Origin of the sequence: Enterobacter cloacae complex sp. IR53041, assembly GCF_049238285.1 — a bacterium.
GTDB lineage: Bacteria > Pseudomonadota > Gammaproteobacteria > Enterobacterales > Enterobacteriaceae > Enterobacter > Enterobacter roggenkampii.
This window is the reverse complement of sequence record NZ_JBMKHB010000020.1, coordinates 43601-60951: the sequence shown is the minus strand read 5'-3', so window position 1 is coordinate 60951 and position 17351 is coordinate 43601. Positions and strand designations below refer to the sequence as shown.

Here is a 17351-nt window from a genome sequence, read left to right as displayed (position 1 = left end):
TTTAGCGGTGGCAAAGAAAAGATATTGATAAATTCTCAAAAAAATAGAAAAGAGACATCAATAGCATTTTTTAATTATTTTTTATTCTTATTTGTAAGGGGTTTTTTATTTTTCGTTTTTATTATTTTATTTTAAAGATATTTCATGAGAGAAAACGTGTTTGTCATAGGGCAGGAATGAATTGTACTATCGCCACGCTTTAAAGGATGGTGTGTTTTATTTGAATGTGTAAATGAAACGCATACAAATAATATAAATTATGGAGAGTTTCATGAAATTAAACGTTATAGCCACTTCGCTGGTTTTATCTTCTGCCCTGTTTTCAGGTGCGACATTAGCGGCTGACGGTACTGTTCATTTCCGTGGCGAGGTGATTGATTCTACCTGTACAGTCACGACTGATACCAGCAACCAGACTGTTAATATTGGTCGTGTGGCGGCCACTACTTTCGCAGGTATTGATTCCACCGCGTCTGTTAAAGATTTCCACATCCGTCTGGAAGGCTGCCCGGCAACCTATACTCAGGCGGCAGTACGCTTTGACGGGACGGAAGATAAAGATACCATCGGTAAAGGTTATCTCTCAATCGGTACGCCGGTGAACGGCGAAAGCGGTACGGATGGCGAGTTCACTGGCAGCGGCGATGCCATTGCGGCGACGGGCGTGGCGATTAAACTGTTCAACCTGAGCGATGATACCGCGATCCCGTTGTATAACAATTCTAAATACGTTGCCATTGCTGATGGTAAAGCGGATATGGGATTCAAGGCGAAATTCGTCCAGACTCTGGCAACAGTGACGCCGGGTACTGCGAATGCTGACTCTCAGTTTACTATTGAATATCTGAAATAATCAGCGATTATGGATTCGGAGCCTGTTAAGAACTTATTAACAGGCTCCTTTATATATAAGGACATTGGATTATGCCAGGGCGTATAGTGAATGTATTAATAGCGTGTTGTCTTACGGGTATTTCTACACTGGCATCGGCAGGTGTGGTTATTGGTGGCACACGAGTGATTTATTTGAGTGATAAATCCGACACAACCATTACTGTCAAAAATAACGAAGCGGCTATCCCTTATCTTATTCAAACATGGGTTGATCCCTTCAATAATACAGGAACCGCGAAAAAACCACCGTTTACCGTCATTCCACCGGTATCTCGTCTGGAGGCTGGGCAGGAAAAAATTCTGCGCATTATGAAAACCGAGGGCAATTTACCGCAGGATCGGGAGTCGGTGTTCTGGCTGAACATCAAAAATATTCCCCCGGCGAGCAATAAGCCGAACGCGATGGAAATCGCCATTAAGACGCGTATCAAGCTGTTCTGGCGTCCGGCCTCGTTGAACATCACCCCGGAGCACGCCGCCACGCAGGTGAAGTGGCACAGAGAAAATCGGCAGTTGGTAGTTGAAAATCCCACGCCGCTAAATATCAACGTTATGAATGTGACAGTGGACGGCAAAGATGTGCCACTCAATATCGTCCATCCCTTTGAAACCCTGCGTTTACCCTTACCGGAAGGCGTGAATGGCCATGCGCTGGTGTGGCGGTATGTGAATGATTTCGGTGCGATTAGTCAGGATTTAAAAGCAGCGCTTTAAGCAAAGGATGGTTTATTTATGGAGTGTTCCCGTATTTTCATCGCGTTTGCTTCCGGGGTGGTGCTTGGTTTATCCGCCGAGACGGCAGCGAGGGATATGTTTAACCCTGCGTTGCTTGAAATCGATCATCCTGTGGACGTTGATATCCACCAGTTTAACCGCGCGAACAATCTACCTGCCGGGAACTATAAGGTCAGTATTCATGTTAACGGCGAATATGTTGACCGCCGGGAGGTAACCTTTGTCGAAGATACTGCCACCAGCAACCTTCATCCTTGCTTCTCAGACGTCAAAACCGTGCTCGCTGAGCTTGGGGTAAAAGTGGCGGCTATCAAGGCCCTTAACGACATAGATGACAAAGCCTGTCTGAACCCCGCGCCGCTCGTTCCCGGCTCAACCTGGACGTTTGATACGGATAAACTCCAGCTTAACGTTACGTTGCCGCAAATCTATATTGATGTATCGGCGCGCGGCTATATCAGTCCCTCACGCTGGGATGAGGGCATCAATGCGCTTATGGTGAACTACGATTTTTCCGGCTCCAGCACGGTGCATTCGAACGAGGATGTTAACGGCGATTTTTATTATCTGAACCTGCGCAACGGTGCCAACCTGGGGGCATGGCGTTTACGTAACTACAGTACGCTAAACGTGACCGATGGCGAGTCTTCGTATCATTCGATCAATACCTATTTACAGCGCGATATCGCCGCGTTACGCAGCCAAATCATGCTGGGGGATACGTGGACCGCAAGCGACGTGTTTGACAGCACGCAACTGCGTGGTATGCGTCTCTACACGGATGATGACATGCTGCCTTCGAGCCTGACGGGGTTTGCGCCAGTGGTTCGCGGCGTGGCGAAAAGCAATGCGACCGTGATTGTGCGGCAAAACGGTTACATCATTTACCAGTCTGCCGTACCGCAGGGAGCGTTTGCGCTCAAGGATTTAAACACTACCAATTCGGGTGGCGATCTGGATGTTACCATCAAAGAAGAGGATGGCAGCGAACAACATTTTACCCAGCCTTACGCCTCACTGGCGATCCTGAAGCGTGAAGATCAAACCGATGTCGATATCAGCGCGGGTGAACTGCGCGATCAAAACGATTTTCAGCCGACCGTTTTTCAGGCGCAGGTGTTACACGGTTTTCCTGCGGGTATTACCCTCTACGGGGGCGTGCAGGGAACCAGCGATTACACCTCCGCCGCGCTTGGCGTGGGGAAAGATATGGGTTCGCTGGGCGCCATTTCGCTGGACGTAACGCATGCCCGCGCGCGGTTTGAGAACGATGACGAAAGCGGGCAATCTTACCGTTTTCTCTATTCCAAACGTTTTGATGAAACTAACACAACGTTTCGGCTGGTGGGCTACCGCTACTCCACAGAGGGCTACTACACCCTGAACGAATGGGCGTCCCGGCAGAATAACGAGAGCGACTTCTGGACGACAGGTAACCGCCGTAGCCGTCTGGAGGGAACATGGACGCAGACCTTTGGCGACGGGATGGGAAATATTTATCTTACCCTTAGCCGCCAGCAGTACTGGAAGACGAATGAAGTCGAGCGGCTGGTGCAGCTGGGCTACAGCAATAGCTGGCGCTCTATTTCCTGGAACGTCTCCTGGAACTACACCGATTCACTCACCTCGGCCCAAAATAGCACCGACACTGACATCAGCGACAGCCAGGGCAGCGAACAGATTTTTATGCTCTCTCTCTCCATACCGTTGTCAGGCTGGCTGCATGATAGCTACGTCAACTATGGGTACACCCAAAACAACCATGGAAAAGGGATGCACCAGGTGGGGCTGAGCGGTAACGCGCTGGATGCGCACAACCTCTCATGGAACGTTCAGCAGTCTTACGATGCGGATAACGAAGATTACAACAACAGCGCAGGGGTGGGCTATGACGGCACATATGGTTCGGTAAACGCCAGTTACGACTATACCCAGGACAACCAGCGCCTCAACTATGGAATGAAGGGCGGGATTCTGGCCCACAGCGATGGCATAACTTTCTCTCAGGAGCTGGGGGAAACCGTCGCGCTGGTTAAAGCCCCGGGAGCTTCCGGCCTGGCGCTGGAGAATGGTACGGGTAAGGCGACGGACTGGCGCGGCTATACGGTACAGACGCAGCTCAATGCCTACGATGAAAACAGAGTGGAAATCGACAGCGATTACTTTGCGAAGGCCAACGTCGAAATCGACAACAGTATCCTCAGCGTTATCCCGACGCGCGGCGCGGTGGTACGGGCGGAGTTTGTCACTCACGTGGGCTATCGCGTCCTGTTCAATGTGCGGCAGAAGAGTGGCAAACCGGTGCCGTTTGGCGCAATGGCCTCGGCTGATTTACCCCACGGCAGCGTAACCGGCATTGTGGGCGAAAATGGCGAGCTTTATCTGTCCGGCATGCCGGAAGAGGGGGCGTTTGTCCTGAAGTGGGGTGCAGATAACACGGTGACCTGCCCGGTTAACTACCATTTTACCCCGCCAGAAGGCGTTGAACTGATACAAATATCGGCAGTATGCCAATAGGGAAATAAGATGAAATTCAGGACACCTCTGTTTTTAAGCGCGTTGATAATATTTATGACGCCAGTATGCAAGGCGTACACCACGGGCGACGGGATTTGTCACTCCGAAGGTGGCGCTTATATCTATAACCTTAATCTGAACGGGCAGTCGATCCCGGCGGATAAAAATAAAGCAGGTACAGAGATCAGGGATCTGGAAACGCTCAGTTCATCTACGAGTTACAAAGCGCAATGCAACTGTCTTACGCACTACTCTACGGGCTTTCGCCAAATCTACTACACCGCACGATCGCCGTTAAGTGAAGATGTGGTAAAGAACGGGTATACCTATTTTACCCTTAATAACAACCTCAGCATCGCCACGTCGATACTTGTGCTTGGCAGAGAATATATACCGGTACCTTTCAGCGCAGAACCAAACGTAATGTCTCATAGCTCCTATTGTTATGCGCCTGGCGAGGAAGGGAGCGAACCAACACTCAATACCGGTTCACAAATAAAAATATCATTCTTAATTAACAAGCCGTTTATTGGCCGGGTGAGTGTGCCAGGTACGATAGTCGCCGATCTTTATGGAGGGCTGGATGCGGCCTCCTCGACCTCCAGCACCGAAAAAATGGCAGAGATCAAAATCGCTGGCGATATCGTCGTGCCGCAAAACTGCGAGATAGCGCCCGGGCAGACGCTTGAGATAGATTTTGGCAAAATCCCGGCCCCGGAATTTTCCGCTACCAAAGGCACCGCCGTGACGAGTCACAAGGTAAAAAAGACGATTCAGGTACAGTGCACAGGCATGCTGGATGAGAATATTGTCTACTCCACTTTCCATGGAGACCCTGTTGACGCCGATGCCACGATGATGAAAGTCAACGGCAATGATGATGTAGGCATTGTGGTATACGACAAGTGGGATCGTCAGGTCAGCGTCAACGGCGGCAGGATGGACATGGATAGGGGCGAAAACAATAACGGCGCCGAAAACAATTCGCTTACCTTTTCCGCTGCGCCTGCAAGCGCAACGGGGGCTCAGCCAAAACCTGGAACGTTTGAAGCGTACGCGACGGTCACGCTGGAAATTGAACATTAATCACCCGACGGCTGTTTATGACAGCCGTTGTCATTTTCCCCCTTTTGTACCAGGCTTATCCCTTTCTGTATGACAACTCTATGACGCCATCCTGAATAAATATCATTTATTATCAGTGACTTATTTTTAACACCTGCATTGTCATAAAACTGTCATAATTCGTACATTTATCTGTCACCTGTTTGTCCTATTTTGCTCATCGTAGCCACTAAACAACGATTTACGAAAATCTTGCAGGAGACATTATGAAAGTTATGCGTACCACTGTCGCAACTGTTGTCGCCGCGACCTTATCTCTGAGCGCGTTCTCTGTATTTGCAGAAGCAAGCCTGACTGGCGCTGGTGCAACCTTCCCTGCGCCGGTGTATGCCAAATGGGCGGATACCTACCAGAAAGAAACCGGTAACAAGGTTAACTATCAGGGTATCGGCTCCTCCGGTGGCGTAAAACAAATTACCGCGAACACGGTTGATTTCGGCGCATCAGATGCTCCGCTGTCTGATGACAAACTGTCTCAGGAAGGCCTCTTCCAGTTCCCTACCGTGATCGGTGGCGTGGTTCTGGCGATCAACCTGCCGGGCGTGAAGTCGGGTGAGCTGGTGCTGGACGGCAAAACCCTGGGTGACATCTACCTGGGCAAAATCAAAAAATGGGATGACGAAGCGATCGCCAAACTCAACCCAGGCCTGAAGCTGCCTTCTCAGAACATCGCCGTGGTTCGCCGCGCGGATGGTTCTGGTACCTCTTTCGTGTTCACCAGCTACCTGGCGAAAGTGAACGAAGAGTGGAAATCTAAAGTCGGCTCCGGCTCTACCGTTAACTGGCCTACCGGTCTGGGCGGTAAAGGTAATGACGGTATCGCCGCGTTCGTACAGCGTCTGCCTGGCTCCATCGGCTACGTAGAGTATGCGTACGCGAAGCAGAACAACCTGTCCTACACCAAACTGGTGTCTGCCGACGGCAAACCGGTTAGCCCGACCGAAGAGAACTTTGCTAATGCCGCCAAAGGCGCTGACTGGAGCAAATCCTTCGCGCAGGATCTGACTAACCAGAAGGGCGAAGGGGCGTGGCCAATCACCTCTACCACCTTCATCCTGGTGCACAAAGAGCAGAAGAAACCTGAACAGGGCGCTGAAGTGCTGAAGTTCTTCGACTGGGCATACAAAAACGGCGGCAAACAGGCTAACGCTCTGGATTACGCCACCCTGCCAGACAACGTGGTTGAGCAGATTCGCGCTGCATGGAAAACCAACGTAAAAGACAGCAGCGGTAAAGCATTGTATTAATTTAGCATTCTGACGAAAATGGCGGGTGGCGCTTGCGCTTACCCGCCCTACGGTTCCGACTGTAGGCCGGGTAAGCGCAAGCGCCACCCGGCGATTTCGTAAACGCGTTTAACAGAAGAGTAATTTATGGCTGCAACCAAGCCTGCATTTAACCCTCCGGGTAAAAAAGGTGACATGATTTTCAGCGCGCTGGTCAAACTGGCTGCGCTGATTGTGCTATTGCTGCTGGGCGGCATTATCGTGTCTCTGATTTTCTCCTCCTGGCCGAGCATTCAGAAATTCGGTTTCTCCTTCCTGTGGAGTAAAGAGTGGGATGCGCCGAACGATATCTACGGTGCACTGGTGCCGATTTACGGCACGCTGGTGACCTCGTTCATCGCCCTGCTGATTGCGGTTCCGGTAAGTTTCGGTATCGCCCTGTTCCTGACGGAGCTGGCGCCGGGCTGGCTGCGTCGCCCATTGGGTATCGCCATCGAACTGCTGGCGGCCATCCCAAGTATCGTCTACGGCATGTGGGGCCTGTTTATCTTTGCGCCGCTGTTCGCCACGTACTTCCAGGAACCGGTGGGTAACGTCCTCTCTGCCATTCCGTTTGTGGGGGCCCTGTTCTCTGGCCCGGCTTTCGGTATCGGCATTCTGGCGGCGGGTGTGATCCTCGCCATCATGATTATTCCGTACATTGCGGCGGTGATGCGCGATGTGTTCGAACAAACGCCGGTGATGATGAAAGAGTCGGCCTACGGTATCGGCTGCACCACCTGGGAAGTGATCTGGCGCATTGTTCTTCCGTTCACCAAAAATGGGGTGATCGGGGGCGTGATGCTGGGCTTAGGTCGTGCGCTGGGTGAAACCATGGCGGTTACCTTTATCATCGGTAACACCTACCAGCTCGACAGCGCGTCGCTCTATATGCCGGGTAACAGTATTACCTCTGCGCTGGCGAATGAATTTGCGGAAGCGGAATCCGGTCTGCACGTCGCGGCGCTGATGGAGCTGGGTCTGATTCTGTTCGTAATTACCTTCATTGTTCTGGCGATTTCCAAGCTGATGATTATGCGTCTCGCTAAAAATGAGGGAGCACGCTAATGGCCACTCTCGAAATGCAAGCAACTGCTGAACTGGCGGAATCCCGCCGCAAAATGCAGGCCAGACGCCGCATGAAAAACCGCATTGCCCTGACGCTCTCTATGGCGACGATGGCATTCGGTCTGTTCTGGCTGGTCTGGATCCTCTTCTCAACGGTCGTTCGCGGGATTGACGGAATGTCACTCTCGCTGTTCACCGAAATGACGCCGCCGCCGAACACGGCGGGTGGTGGCCTGGCGAATGCTTTGGCGGGCAGCGGACTGCTGATCCTCTGGGCCACGGTCTTCGGCACGCCGCTGGGCATCATGGCGGGCATCTACCTGGCAGAATACGGTCGTAAATCCTGGCTGGCGGAAGTGATTCGTTTCATTAACGACATTTTGTTGTCAGCCCCGTCTATCGTCGTGGGTCTGTTCGTTTACACCGTGGTGGTGGCGCAGATGGAACACTTCTCCGGCTGGGCGGGCGTCATTGCGCTGGCGCTGCTGCAGGTGCCGATTGTGATTCGAACCACCGAGAACATGCTGAAACTGGTGCCGGACAGCCTGCGTGAAGCGGCTTACGCGCTGGGTACGCCAAAATGGAAGATGATCTCTGCGATTACGCTGAAGGCGTCGGTCTCCGGGATCATGACCGGTATCCTGCTGGCGGTGGCGCGTATCGCGGGTGAAACGGCACCGCTGCTGTTTACGTCCCTCTCCAACCAGTTCTGGAGCACGGACATGATGCAGCCGATCGCCAACCTGCCGGTGACGATCTTTAAATTTGCGATGAGCCCCTTCGCGGAATGGCAGCAGCTGGCCTGGGCCGGGGTGCTGATCATTACCCTTTGCGTACTGTTGCTGAACATTCTGGCGCGCGTCATTTTCGCGAAGAAGAAACACGGTTAATTTTTTACGGCGCGGCAGCTCGCGGCGCCGAATGAGGAAATGAGTCAATGAGTATGGTTGATACTGCCCCGGGTAAGATTCAGGTTCGTGATTTGAACTTCTACTACGGCAAATTCCATGCCCTGAAGAACATCAACCTGGATATCGCGAAGAACCAGGTCACGGCATTTATCGGTCCGTCCGGCTGTGGGAAATCCACGCTGCTGCGTACCTTTAACAAAATGTATTCGCTCTATCCGGAGCAGCGCGCTGAAGGGGAAATCATCCTCGACGGCGAAAACATTCTGACCCAGGCTCAGGATATCGCCCTGCTGCGCGCGAAAGTGGGGATGGTGTTCCAGAAACCCACGCCGTTCCCGATGTCCATTTATGACAACATCGCCTTTGGCGTTCGCCTGTTTGAAAAGCTCTCCCGTGCCGATATGGACGAGCGCGTGCAGTGGGCTTTGACCAAGGCCGCATTATGGAACGAAACCAAAGATAAGTTGCACCAGAGCGGGTACTCTCTCTCCGGTGGTCAGCAGCAGCGTCTGTGCATTGCGCGCGGTATTGCGATTCGCCCGGAAGTGTTGCTGCTGGATGAGCCGTGTTCAGCGCTGGACCCGATTTCAACCGGTCGTATTGAAGAACTGATCACCGAGCTGAAGCAGGATTACACCGTGGTTATCGTGACCCACAACATGCAGCAGGCTGCGCGTTGCTCCGATCACACGGCGTTTATGTACCTGGGTGAATTGATTGAGTTCAGTAACACGGACGATCTGTTCACTAAGCCCGCGAAGAAACAAACCGAAGATTATATTACTGGCCGCTACGGTTGATTTGCCTTAGTGCATGTGGAGAAACCATGGACAACCTCAATCTTAATAAACACATTTCCGGCCAGTTCAACGCAGAGCTGGAAAGCATTCGCACCCAGGTGATGACCATGGGCGGCATGGTCGAGCAGCAGCTTTCTGATGCGATTACGGCGATGCACAACCAGGACAGCGAGCTGGCGAAGCGCGTCATTGAAGGCGATAAAAACGTCAACATGATGGAAGTGGCTATCGACGAAGCCTGCGTGCGCATTATCGCGAAACGTCAGCCGACGGCGAGCGACCTGCGTCTGGTGATGGCGATCATCAAAACCATCGCCGAGCTGGAACGTATCGGTGACGTCGCCGATAAAATCTGCCGCACCGCGCTGGAGAAGTTTTCGCAGCAGCATCAGCCGCTGCTGGTGAGCCTCGAGTCGCTGGGCCGCCACACCGTGCAGATGCTGCACGACGTGCTGGATGCCTTTGCGCGGATGGATCTGGACGAAGCGGTGCGTATCTACCGTGAAGACAAGAAGGTCGATCAGGAGTATGAAGGCATCGTGCGCCAGCTGATGACCTACATGATGGAAGATTCCCGTACGATCCCGAGCGTGCTGACGGCCCTGTTCTGCGCGCGTTCTATCGAGCGTATCGGTGACCGCTGCCAGAATATTTGCGAATACATTTTCTACTTCGTGAAGGGTCAGGACTTCCGTCACGTGGGCGGCGACGAGCTGGACAAGCTGCTGGCGGGTAAAGATCCGAAAGAGTAATCCTGTCATCTGATAACAACGCCGGTACTCACCGGCGTTGTTATTTCTAGTGTAATCACAATTTTCCCCTTCATCCGTTGCCTGACGTTCGAAACGCGCTAACGTGAGACGAAAAAACAGCAAAGGATGGTATATGAAAAATTCATTAGCGTGCCTGGCGATGGCCATCAGCATCGGGATCGGTACTGGAACAGACGTGATTGCCGCACCGTTGCCGGTCACACCTGACCAGACTACCCCGGTCAGCCGCTATGTGACCCAGGTTAATGCGGATAAAAGCATTACGTTTCGCCTGTTTGCACCCGGCGCAACGCGAGTCTCCGTGGTGACGGGGTCAATGCCTGAAAGCCAGGTTTCCCATGATATGACGAAAGAGAAAAATGGCGTCTGGTCATGGAAAAGCGAGCCGATGGCCCCGAATCTCTACGAATATTATTTCGACATCGATGGTTTCCGTTCAGTTGACACGGGAAGCCGCTATCAAAAACCCCAGCGGCAGGTGAACACCAGCCTGATTCTGGTTCCGGGCAGTATTCTCGACGATCGTCCTGTACCGCATGGCGATCTGACGACCTTGACCTGGCACTCGCCGTCGCTCAAGTCAGAGCGCCGCGTCTATGTATGGACTCCCCCTGGCTACAACGGCACAGGGGAACCCTTACCGGTGCTCTACTTCTACCATGGTTTTGGGGATACCGGGCTTTCGGCCATCGACCAGGGCCGTCTGCCGCAAATCATGGATAACCTGATGGCCGAAGGGAAAATCAAACCGATGCTGGTGGTGGTACCCGACACCGAGACGGAGAGCACTGAGGCCATCCCCGAGAACTTCCCACCGGTAGAACGACGGAAGTCTTTCTATCCGCTCAATGCGAAAGCCGCAGACCGTGAACTGATGAGCGAGATTATTCCGCTGGTGGATACACGCTTCAACGTGCGTAAAGATGCGGCAGGCCGGGCACTGGCGGGATTGTCACAGGGCGGTTATCAGGCGCTGGTCTCCGGGATGAATCATCTGGAGAGCTTCGGCTGGCTGGGAACGTTCAGCGGCGTTACCACGACAACCGTGCCTGACGAAGGCGTGGCCGCACGCTTTAAGCAGCCTGAGGCCATTAACCGGCAGCTGCATAACTTCACCGTCGTTGTGGGAGAGCGCGATTCGGTGACCGGCAAAGATATCGCCGGTCTGAAAGCGGAGCTGGAAAAGCAGGGCATCAAATTCGACTATAAAATGTACCCCGGTCTGAACCACGAAATGGACGTCTGGCGTCCGGCGTATGCTGAGTTTGTTCAAAAGCTCTTCAGATAAACCTGTCGCCCTCCCTGCAGGGAGGGGCGGCTTAACGCGTAATATTCCAACCGCGGGCCTTCCACAGCGCGGGTAGCTGCGCCAGATCGGTGAAGGTCGTGACTTTTGGATGAACGATCGGCTTGTTGTGCGGGTCGGCGCAGAAGTAAAACACCTCCATTCCCGCATCAATCCCCGACTGCGCGCCCGCAGACGAGTCATCCACCAGAATGCAGTTCTCTACGTTAACGTTCATCGCCTTTGCCGCATGGAACATCAGTGCCGGGTCCGGCTTCCAGCGCTGGATATCGTAGCCGCTGAACAGTTTTTCCGGGAAGTGGTGCAGCATCTCAAGCTTGCCGAGCGAGTGCTGCATTTTGCTGACCGGTCCGTTGGAGACCACGCAGATCGGCACCGTCATGGCATCCAGCAGCGCGTTTGCGCCCGGAATCACCTCCAGCTCCGAATCGAACAGGCGCGCAACCTCGGCGCGGTACACCGGTTCCAGAGCCGCTTTATCCAGAACGACGCCGTGTTCTTCGTTAATGATGTCGATGATCTCGTAGAGCTTCACGCCCTTAAAGCGTTTAAACACCTCGTCGAGTTCCAGCGTAATGCCAAATTCCTGGAACATGGCCACATACGCGCGGGAACAAATGACCTCACTGTCGACCAGCGTACCGTCGCAGTCGAAAAATACCGCTTCAATTCCGGACATGCCTTTCCTTTTTAACCAGTTTAACGTTTACGTACGGCAGTTCACCGGAACGCAATCGTTGCCGTATAAGCAAATTCAATGAAAAAAGTATCACGTAACCGCCACTATTGTCGCATTTTGGTATAGGATAGCGACGAATTTTCCCTCCTTGTTCGGAAATTGATGATGAGTCAACAACACACTACCCAGACATCTGGTCAGGGTCTGCTTGAGCGCGTGTTTAAACTGCGCGAGCACGGCACGACGGCACGCACCGAAGTGATCGCCGGTTTCACCACCTTCCTGACGATGGTCTATATCGTTTTTGTTAACCCTCAAATTCTGGGCGTTGCTGGCATGGATACCAGCGCCGTCTTCGTGACTACCTGTCTGATCGCGGCCCTCGGCAGCATTCTGATGGGTGTGTTCGCTAACCTGCCGGTCGCGCTGGCCCCGGCGATGGGTCTGAATGCGTTCTTTGCCTTCGTGGTGGTTCAGGCGATGGGGCTGCCGTGGCAGGTGGGTATGGGCGCCATCTTCTGGGGTGCGATTGGCCTGCTGCTGCTGACCATTTTCCGCGTGCGTTACTGGATGATTGCGAACATTCCCGTGAGCCTGCGCGTGGGCATCACCAGCGGTATCGGTCTGTTTATCGGGATGATGGGGCTGAAAAACGCCGGTGTCATCGTGGCGAACCCGGATACGCTGGTGAGCATCGGTCACCTGACCTCGCATAACGTGCTGCTGGGCGTGCTGGGCTTCTTTATCATCGCCATCCTGGCTTCCCGCAATATTCATGCGGCGGTGCTGGTCTCCATCGTGGTGACCACGCTGCTGGGCTGGATGCTGGGCGACGTTCACTATAACGGTATCGTCTCCGCGCCACCGAGCGTCTCTACCGTTGTTGGTCATGTTGATCTGGCCGGTTCCCTGAACCTGGGCCTGGCGGGCGTGATTTTCTCCTTCATGCTGGTGAACCTGTTCGACTCCTCCGGTACGCTGATCGGCGTGACCGACAAAGCGGGTCTGGCAGATGAGAAAGGCAAATTCCCGCGCATGAAGCAGGCGCTGTTTGTGGACAGTATCTCCTCTGTGACCGGTTCATTTATCGGGACCTCGTCTGTGACCGCTTACATCGAATCCTCTTCCGGGGTTTCTGTGGGTGGCCGTACCGGTCTGACGGCGGTTGTAGTGGGTATTCTGTTCCTGCTGGTGATCTTCCTCTCTCCGCTGGCGGGCATGGTGCCTCCGTACGCTGCAGCGGGTGCGCTGATCTACGTGGGTGTGCTGATGACCTCCAGCCTGTCGCGCGTGAAGTGGGATGATTTAACCGAAGCGGTGCCGGCGTTTATTACCGCCGTGATGATGCCGTTCAGCTTCTCGATTACCGAAGGTATCGCGCTGGGCTTTATCTCTTACTGCGTAATGAAGATCGGTACCGGCCGCTTCCGCGACCTCAGCCCGTGCGTCATCGTTGTGGCGCTGCTGTTTGTGCTGAAGATTGTGTTTATTGACGCGCACTAAGGTGCGGTTTGTGGTGTCAGGTGGCGCTTCGCTTACCTGACCTACTGACGAGTGTAGGCCCGGTAAGCGCTAGCGCCACCGGGCTTTTTTATCAGGCTTTAACCCGCTTAATATAATCCCCGAACGCCGTCAGCTGGCCAGAGAGATGGTCGCGCGTGCTCTGATCCACCACTTCACCCGTTTGCGGGTCGACCTTGTTCTGAATCACTCCGCCCATAAATTCCGGCTTGTTCATCACCATCGCATCGAGGAAGACCAGGATCTGACGCAGGTGATACTGGCAGCGCGCGCCGCCAATCGCGCCCATGGAGCTGGTCTGGATCAGCACCGGTTTGCCTGACAGCGGCTGCTCAGGTAAACGGGACAGCCAGTCGATGGCATTCTTCAGACCACCGGGTACAGAGTAGTTGTACTCTGGCGTGACGATGACCACGCCGTCAGCCTGGCGAATCTGCTCTGCCAGCGCCTCAACGCTCTGCGGGAACCCTTCTTCCTGCTGTACGTTGGCATCATAAAGCGGAATATCGCCAATAGACGGCAGGGCGCTAATTTCCATACCTGCAGGTGCCAGCTGTGGCAGCGTGCGGGCTACCATCCCGTTAAATGAACCTTTGCGCAGGCTTCCCAGTAACGTAACAACTTTCAACGTATCAGACATGATTACTCCTGTTTCATCATGATGACCCTGATTGGATCAGCTAAGGGTGAATGCTTTTTCTGCCGGTAAACTGGTTAATCGCATCAGACGTGCGGCGGGCTCGTTGGCGCGCTCGGGCACATCAGGAAGGCTACGCCATCCCTGTTGACTGTCAAATTCCCAGATTTTCATGCGTTCGATGGCGGGGGTCACCGCGATGGACCAGATGAGCACATCCTCCGCGTCGCAGAGCGCTTCTACCAGCGTGGCCTGGGTGGCGCGCAGACGTCCGGAGCCAGGCAACAGTTGCAGCAGGCTGGCGTCGTCTGAGGCGCATCCGCAGAGCTTGCGAATGCTCTGGCGCAGGGTAATGAGCTGGGCTCTGGCTTCAACAGGATCGTTCTGGTTGCGTACCCACAGCTTCTCATTGCTGGAGAGCGGATAGTCTTCATGCGCGTTACCACCGTGGAAGCTGCGCGTCGCGCGCTGAAGCTCCATATCGAGCCCACAGTCCCCTTCGGTGGTCAGCGCGACCCCAATGATATTGCCCGTGTAGGCAATGGAAAAACGAGGGAGATCCGGGTCCGCAAAGACCGGGCGGCCTTCTGGCTGGGTAATGATGTCCGGCAGCTCGCTGGTGCCGTACAGCATAAACATCAGTTCTGCGAGAAGCGCTCGGGACGCTAAAAACCGCGACCTGCGATGCTCCGGAAGAGTGAGTGCTTCACGGTGACAGGCTGAAGAAATTCTTGCCGATACGAGACGTCCTTCTGTAAGTATCCCTCTTGCAAAGTGCGTAGCCATTTTTCGCTCCTTGATAATGGTCGTAATCGGTTAAACGGTTACATGATTATCGCTTAACTTGCCTCCTGTTTTAATCAGTAAATGGAAGTAAGAGAAGCCTTAGGACCGAACTTTACATTTTCTTAGGCAAAAATTGGATCGCTCGCACCGTACAGCGCCTTGATGGTCTCCCGCAGCCAGAGAATTTTGGGATTATGGCTGTTCCGTTTATGCCAGATCAGCGTGAAGGGCACGGTCAATTTATCCGCCTGCTCCTCATCAATGGGGATCGGAAGCGCGATCAGCTTACGCTGGTGGAGTTCATTGTAGTGGTGACAGTAGTGCGGGGCGGTGGCGATATAGTGATGGCCGGGCTGCGCCGCCATAAACATCGCCTGTTCGAAGCCCGGCAGGCTCATGGCGATAGTGCGATCGCGTCCCATCTCCTTTAACACCTCATCAAGCGCCCAGGTATCGCTGCGTTCCCAGAAGATGCTGATGTGGGGATAGCGCAGGAAGGTCTCCAGATTCCACTCTTGCTGAAGCGCTGGATGATCCTCGCGCAGATAGACGCAGGGGCGGTCGCTGAACAGGATTTCGTAGTCGATAAACCACGGCATCAGCTTAAGCAGCTCGCGGGATCGCGGATGCGTTTCACGCCCGGTGAAGCCCAAATCCACCTCGCCACGCGTAATCGCGTCCAGCGAGTCGTAATCCCACTGGCGCATTTTCACCGTCGCCTGCGGATAGCGCTGGTTCACCTGCTCCAGCAGGGTATTGAAGCGGATCAGCATCAGCGGCGTTTCCGCGGCCAGCACGAACGTCAGCCCGCCCGGAGAATCATGATGGAATTTATCGAGGATCTGGTTGCCGATTTGCATCCAGTCAGCCAGATCTTGCTCCAGGCTCACCGTCAGCGGCGTCGGCAGCAGCCCTAGCGGCGTTTTGACAAACAGCGGGTCATCGAACCAGTCGCGCAGCTTGGCCAGCGATTTACTCACCGCCGACGGCGTCACGTTCATCCGCTTCGCCGCCTTGGTAACGCTGCGCTCCTGCAGCAAAAGCTGCAGGCACAGCAACAGGTTAAGATCGAGACTGCTGATGGGCTTCTTCATAGTGCGCCGCGGGCTGGATGACCATAAGTAAGGTAATGCAGACTATGCTACAGCCAATCAGAACCCCGATCAGCATATTCAGCGCGTTAAGCCCGATGACTGCCGCCAGCCAAATCCACAGCGACGAGCCGCAGACCTGCGCGATCCCCAGCACCGAACTCGCCACGCCTGCCCGCAGCGAGAAGGGACCAAGCGCCTGGCTCATCGCCACGCCAAAGCCAACCGAGAACCCGGCGCAAATGAGCGTAATGCCCACCAGCATCACCGCATGTGAGCTGGTGGTCGCCAGGATCGCGCCTGCGGCAAGGAATAAAACCTGTGAGGTCACCATCAGCGTGCGCTGGCGGAAGATATTCAGCGCAAACGGCGTCGAAAACGAAACGGCCATACTGACCATCGCGGTTAATGCCATCACCGTGGAATACTCACCGCGATCGAAGCCCATGGTCTCCATCAGCAACACCGGGGAAACGTTTACATAGGTCAGGATCACCGCCACGCTTAACGTGGTCACGGTCAGACGGCTGAGGAAAAAGCGGTTGAGAAGCTTCTCTGCCGGGTGAATGGTCGCGGTATGGCCGGTATTCTGCGAGCCCGGGTGGGTCTCTTTCAGCACGGCAATCGACAGGACAAACACCAGCGCGCCCATCGCCGCCATGGTCCAGAACAGGCTCTGCCACGGGAACTTCAGCATGATCAGATAGCCCACGACCGGGGCCAGCACCGGGATGATGCAGGTAATGCCGTTCAGCATCGACAGCACTTTGGCGCGACGCTGGGCGCTTAAGGTGTCGCGCAAAATGGCAAACGCCACCACGTAGCAACCGCCCGCACCGATGCCCTGGATAAAGCGCCCGGCCAGAAACACGGTGCTGTTTTGCGCCTGTGAGCAGAGAAGCGACGCCAGGGCAAAAACGATGGCACCGGCGATAGCGACAGGCTGACGGCCTGCTTTATCCGCGATCTTCCCGGCAAAGACCATCGACGACGCCATCCCCGCGAGGTAGGCCGAAAACGCAATATGCAGCTGCGCTTCGCTGGCGCCCAGATCGCGGGCGATATGCGGTAATCCCACCAGATACATATCAATACCGGACGGATAAAGCAGAACTAATGCGAAACTACAAAACAGAAAACGCGCCATAAACCCCCCATAGATGCAGGCATGCAGGATAGGGGGTGAAAAGGGATTAGGCGAGTTGCCATTTGGACAATGGTGATTTCCCAGGAGGAAATCACC

The 17351-nt window shown here is 54.2% G+C and carries 16 protein-coding genes; 11 read left to right on the top strand and 5 right to left on the bottom strand.

Annotated elements, in window-relative coordinates; genetic code table 11:
* The first annotated feature begins 271 nt into the window (after positions 1 to 271).
* The 10 genes from ACOTXF_RS15290 to ACOTXF_RS15245 all read left to right on the top strand — a co-directional run bounded on the left by ACOTXF_RS15290 (position 272) and on the right by ACOTXF_RS15245 (position 11376).
* Positions 272 to 853, top strand: coding sequence for a chaperone-usher fimbrial major subunit (locus tag ACOTXF_RS15290; RefSeq protein ID WP_045353382.1), 582 nt, complete (start codon positions 272 to 274; stop codon positions 851 to 853).
* 71 nt (positions 854 to 924) lie between these two features.
* A complete protein-coding gene (locus ACOTXF_RS15285) occupies positions 925 to 1608 on the top strand; it encodes a fimbrial chaperone (RefSeq protein ID WP_045353381.1) in 684 nt (227 codons plus the stop codon).
* Positions 1609 to 1626: 18 nt separating this feature from the next.
* Entirely contained in the window at positions 1627 to 4146 is a 2520-nt protein-coding gene (locus tag ACOTXF_RS15280) for a fimbria/pilus outer membrane usher protein (protein WP_048962854.1), read from the top strand.
* A gap of 9 nt (positions 4147 to 4155) precedes the next feature.
* A complete protein-coding gene (gene stgD / locus ACOTXF_RS15275; protein ID WP_023326365.1) occupies positions 4156 to 5232 on the top strand; it encodes a fimbrial protein StgD in 1077 nt (358 codons plus the stop codon).
* A 245-nt stretch (positions 5233 to 5477) separates the two neighbouring features.
* Positions 5478 to 6518 (top strand): phosphate ABC transporter substrate-binding protein PstS, encoded by a 1041-nt coding sequence (pstS, locus tag ACOTXF_RS15270; protein ID WP_048962855.1) that lies wholly within the window; start codon positions 5478 to 5480, stop codon positions 6516 to 6518.
* A 126-nt stretch (positions 6519 to 6644) separates the two neighbouring features.
* Complete coding sequence (gene pstC / locus ACOTXF_RS15265) at positions 6645 to 7604, top strand: phosphate ABC transporter permease PstC (protein WP_008500185.1); 960 nt, start codon at positions 6645 to 6647, stop codon at positions 7602 to 7604.
* Positions 7604 to 8494 (top strand): phosphate ABC transporter permease PstA, encoded by an 891-nt coding sequence (gene pstA, locus ACOTXF_RS15260; protein WP_024907882.1) that lies wholly within the window; start codon positions 7604 to 7606, stop codon positions 8492 to 8494. Before pstC ends, pstA begins: the two co-directional genes overlap by 1 nt.
* Before the next feature lie 47 nt (positions 8495 to 8541).
* The gene (gene pstB, locus ACOTXF_RS15255; protein WP_008500183.1) at positions 8542 to 9315 is read left to right on the top strand and encodes a phosphate ABC transporter ATP-binding protein PstB; all 774 of its coding nucleotides are present in this window, start codon (positions 8542 to 8544) and stop codon (positions 9313 to 9315) included.
* Positions 9316 to 9341: 26 nt separating this feature from the next.
* Complete coding sequence (gene phoU / locus ACOTXF_RS15250; protein WP_008500182.1) at positions 9342 to 10067, top strand: phosphate signaling complex protein PhoU; 726 nt, start codon at positions 9342 to 9344, stop codon at positions 10065 to 10067.
* A gap of 160 nt (positions 10068 to 10227) precedes the next feature.
* On the top strand, positions 10228 to 11376 hold the full coding sequence (locus tag ACOTXF_RS15245) for an esterase (RefSeq protein ID WP_115415098.1): 1149 nt from the start codon (positions 10228 to 10230) through the stop codon (positions 11374 to 11376).
* Positions 11377 to 11407: 31 nt separating this feature from the next.
* On the opposite strand, the gene yieH is transcribed toward ACOTXF_RS15245, so the two are convergent.
* Positions 11408 to 12073: a 6-phosphogluconate phosphatase gene (gene yieH, locus ACOTXF_RS15240; RefSeq protein ID WP_048962856.1), complete on the bottom strand. Its 666-nt coding sequence runs from the start codon at positions 12071 to 12073 to the stop codon at positions 11408 to 11410.
* A gap of 165 nt (positions 12074 to 12238) precedes the next feature.
* On the opposite strand from yieH, the gene adeP reads away from it, so the two are divergent.
* Positions 12239 to 13576 carry an adenine permease AdeP gene (adeP, locus tag ACOTXF_RS15235; RefSeq protein ID WP_139152656.1) on the top strand — a complete coding sequence of 446 codons (1338 nt, stop codon included), beginning with the start codon at positions 12239 to 12241 and terminating at the stop codon, positions 13574 to 13576.
* A gap of 91 nt (positions 13577 to 13667) precedes the next feature.
* On the opposite strand, the gene ACOTXF_RS15230 is transcribed toward adeP, so the two are convergent.
* From ACOTXF_RS15230 to ACOTXF_RS15215, 4 genes are all read right to left on the bottom strand, one after another.
* The gene (locus tag ACOTXF_RS15230) at positions 13668 to 14234 is read right to left on the bottom strand and encodes an NADPH-dependent FMN reductase (RefSeq protein WP_232927004.1); all 567 of its coding nucleotides are present in this window, start codon (positions 14232 to 14234) and stop codon (positions 13668 to 13670) included.
* A gap of 36 nt (positions 14235 to 14270) precedes the next feature.
* A complete protein-coding gene (locus ACOTXF_RS15225; RefSeq protein ID WP_023293689.1) occupies positions 14271 to 15017 on the bottom strand; it encodes a 4'-phosphopantetheinyl transferase family protein in 747 nt (248 codons plus the stop codon).
* 122 nt (positions 15018 to 15139) lie between these two features.
* Positions 15140 to 16111 (bottom strand): HTH-type transcriptional regulator YidZ, encoded by a 972-nt coding sequence (yidZ, locus tag ACOTXF_RS15220; RefSeq protein WP_008500176.1) that lies wholly within the window; start codon positions 16109 to 16111, stop codon positions 15140 to 15142.
* Positions 16080 to 17255 (bottom strand): MFS transporter, encoded by a 1176-nt coding sequence (locus ACOTXF_RS15215; protein WP_048963182.1) that lies wholly within the window; start codon positions 17253 to 17255, stop codon positions 16080 to 16082. The genes yidZ and ACOTXF_RS15215 overlap by 32 nt, the downstream gene beginning before the upstream one ends.
* Positions 17256 to 17351: the final 96 nt, after the last annotated feature.

Excerpts from the sequence above, each read along its gene's own strand:
- pstS (WP_048962855.1), top strand. The coding sequence starts at position 5,478 with ATGAAAGTTATGCGTACCACTGTCGCAACTGTTGTCGCCGCGACCTTA.
- yieH (WP_048962856.1), bottom strand. The coding sequence starts at position 12,073 with ATGTCCGGAATTGAAGCGGTATTTTTCGACTGCGACGGTACGCTGGTC.
- ACOTXF_RS15225 (WP_023293689.1), bottom strand. The coding sequence starts at position 15,017 with ATGGCTACGCACTTTGCAAGAGGGATACTTACAGAAGGACGTCTCGTA.
- stgD (WP_023326365.1), top strand. The coding sequence starts at position 4,156 with ATGAAATTCAGGACACCTCTGTTTTTAAGCGCGTTGATAATATTTATG.
- pstB (WP_008500183.1), top strand. The coding sequence starts at position 8,542 with ATGAGTATGGTTGATACTGCCCCGGGTAAGATTCAGGTTCGTGATTTG.
- pstA (WP_024907882.1), top strand. The coding sequence starts at position 7,604 with ATGGCCACTCTCGAAATGCAAGCAACTGCTGAACTGGCGGAATCCCGC.
- adeP (WP_139152656.1), top strand. The coding sequence starts at position 12,239 with ATGAGTCAACAACACACTACCCAGACATCTGGTCAGGGTCTGCTTGAG.
- ACOTXF_RS15290 (WP_045353382.1), top strand. The coding sequence starts at position 272 with ATGAAATTAAACGTTATAGCCACTTCGCTGGTTTTATCTTCTGCCCTG.
- ACOTXF_RS15245 (WP_115415098.1), top strand. The coding sequence starts at position 10,228 with ATGGCCATCAGCATCGGGATCGGTACTGGAACAGACGTGATTGCCGCA.
- ACOTXF_RS15215 (WP_048963182.1), bottom strand. The coding sequence starts at position 17,255 with ATGGCGCGTTTTCTGTTTTGTAGTTTCGCATTAGTTCTGCTTTATCCG.
- ACOTXF_RS15285 (WP_045353381.1), top strand. The coding sequence starts at position 925 with ATGCCAGGGCGTATAGTGAATGTATTAATAGCGTGTTGTCTTACGGGT.
- phoU (WP_008500182.1), top strand. The coding sequence starts at position 9,342 with ATGGACAACCTCAATCTTAATAAACACATTTCCGGCCAGTTCAACGCA.
- ACOTXF_RS15230 (WP_232927004.1), bottom strand. The coding sequence starts at position 14,234 with ATGTCTGATACGTTGAAAGTTGTTACGTTACTGGGAAGCCTGCGCAAA.
- ACOTXF_RS15280 (WP_048962854.1), top strand. The coding sequence starts at position 1,627 with ATGGAGTGTTCCCGTATTTTCATCGCGTTTGCTTCCGGGGTGGTGCTT.
- pstC (WP_008500185.1), top strand. The coding sequence starts at position 6,645 with ATGGCTGCAACCAAGCCTGCATTTAACCCTCCGGGTAAAAAAGGTGAC.
- yidZ (WP_008500176.1), bottom strand. The coding sequence starts at position 16,111 with ATGAAGAAGCCCATCAGCAGTCTCGATCTTAACCTGTTGCTGTGCCTG.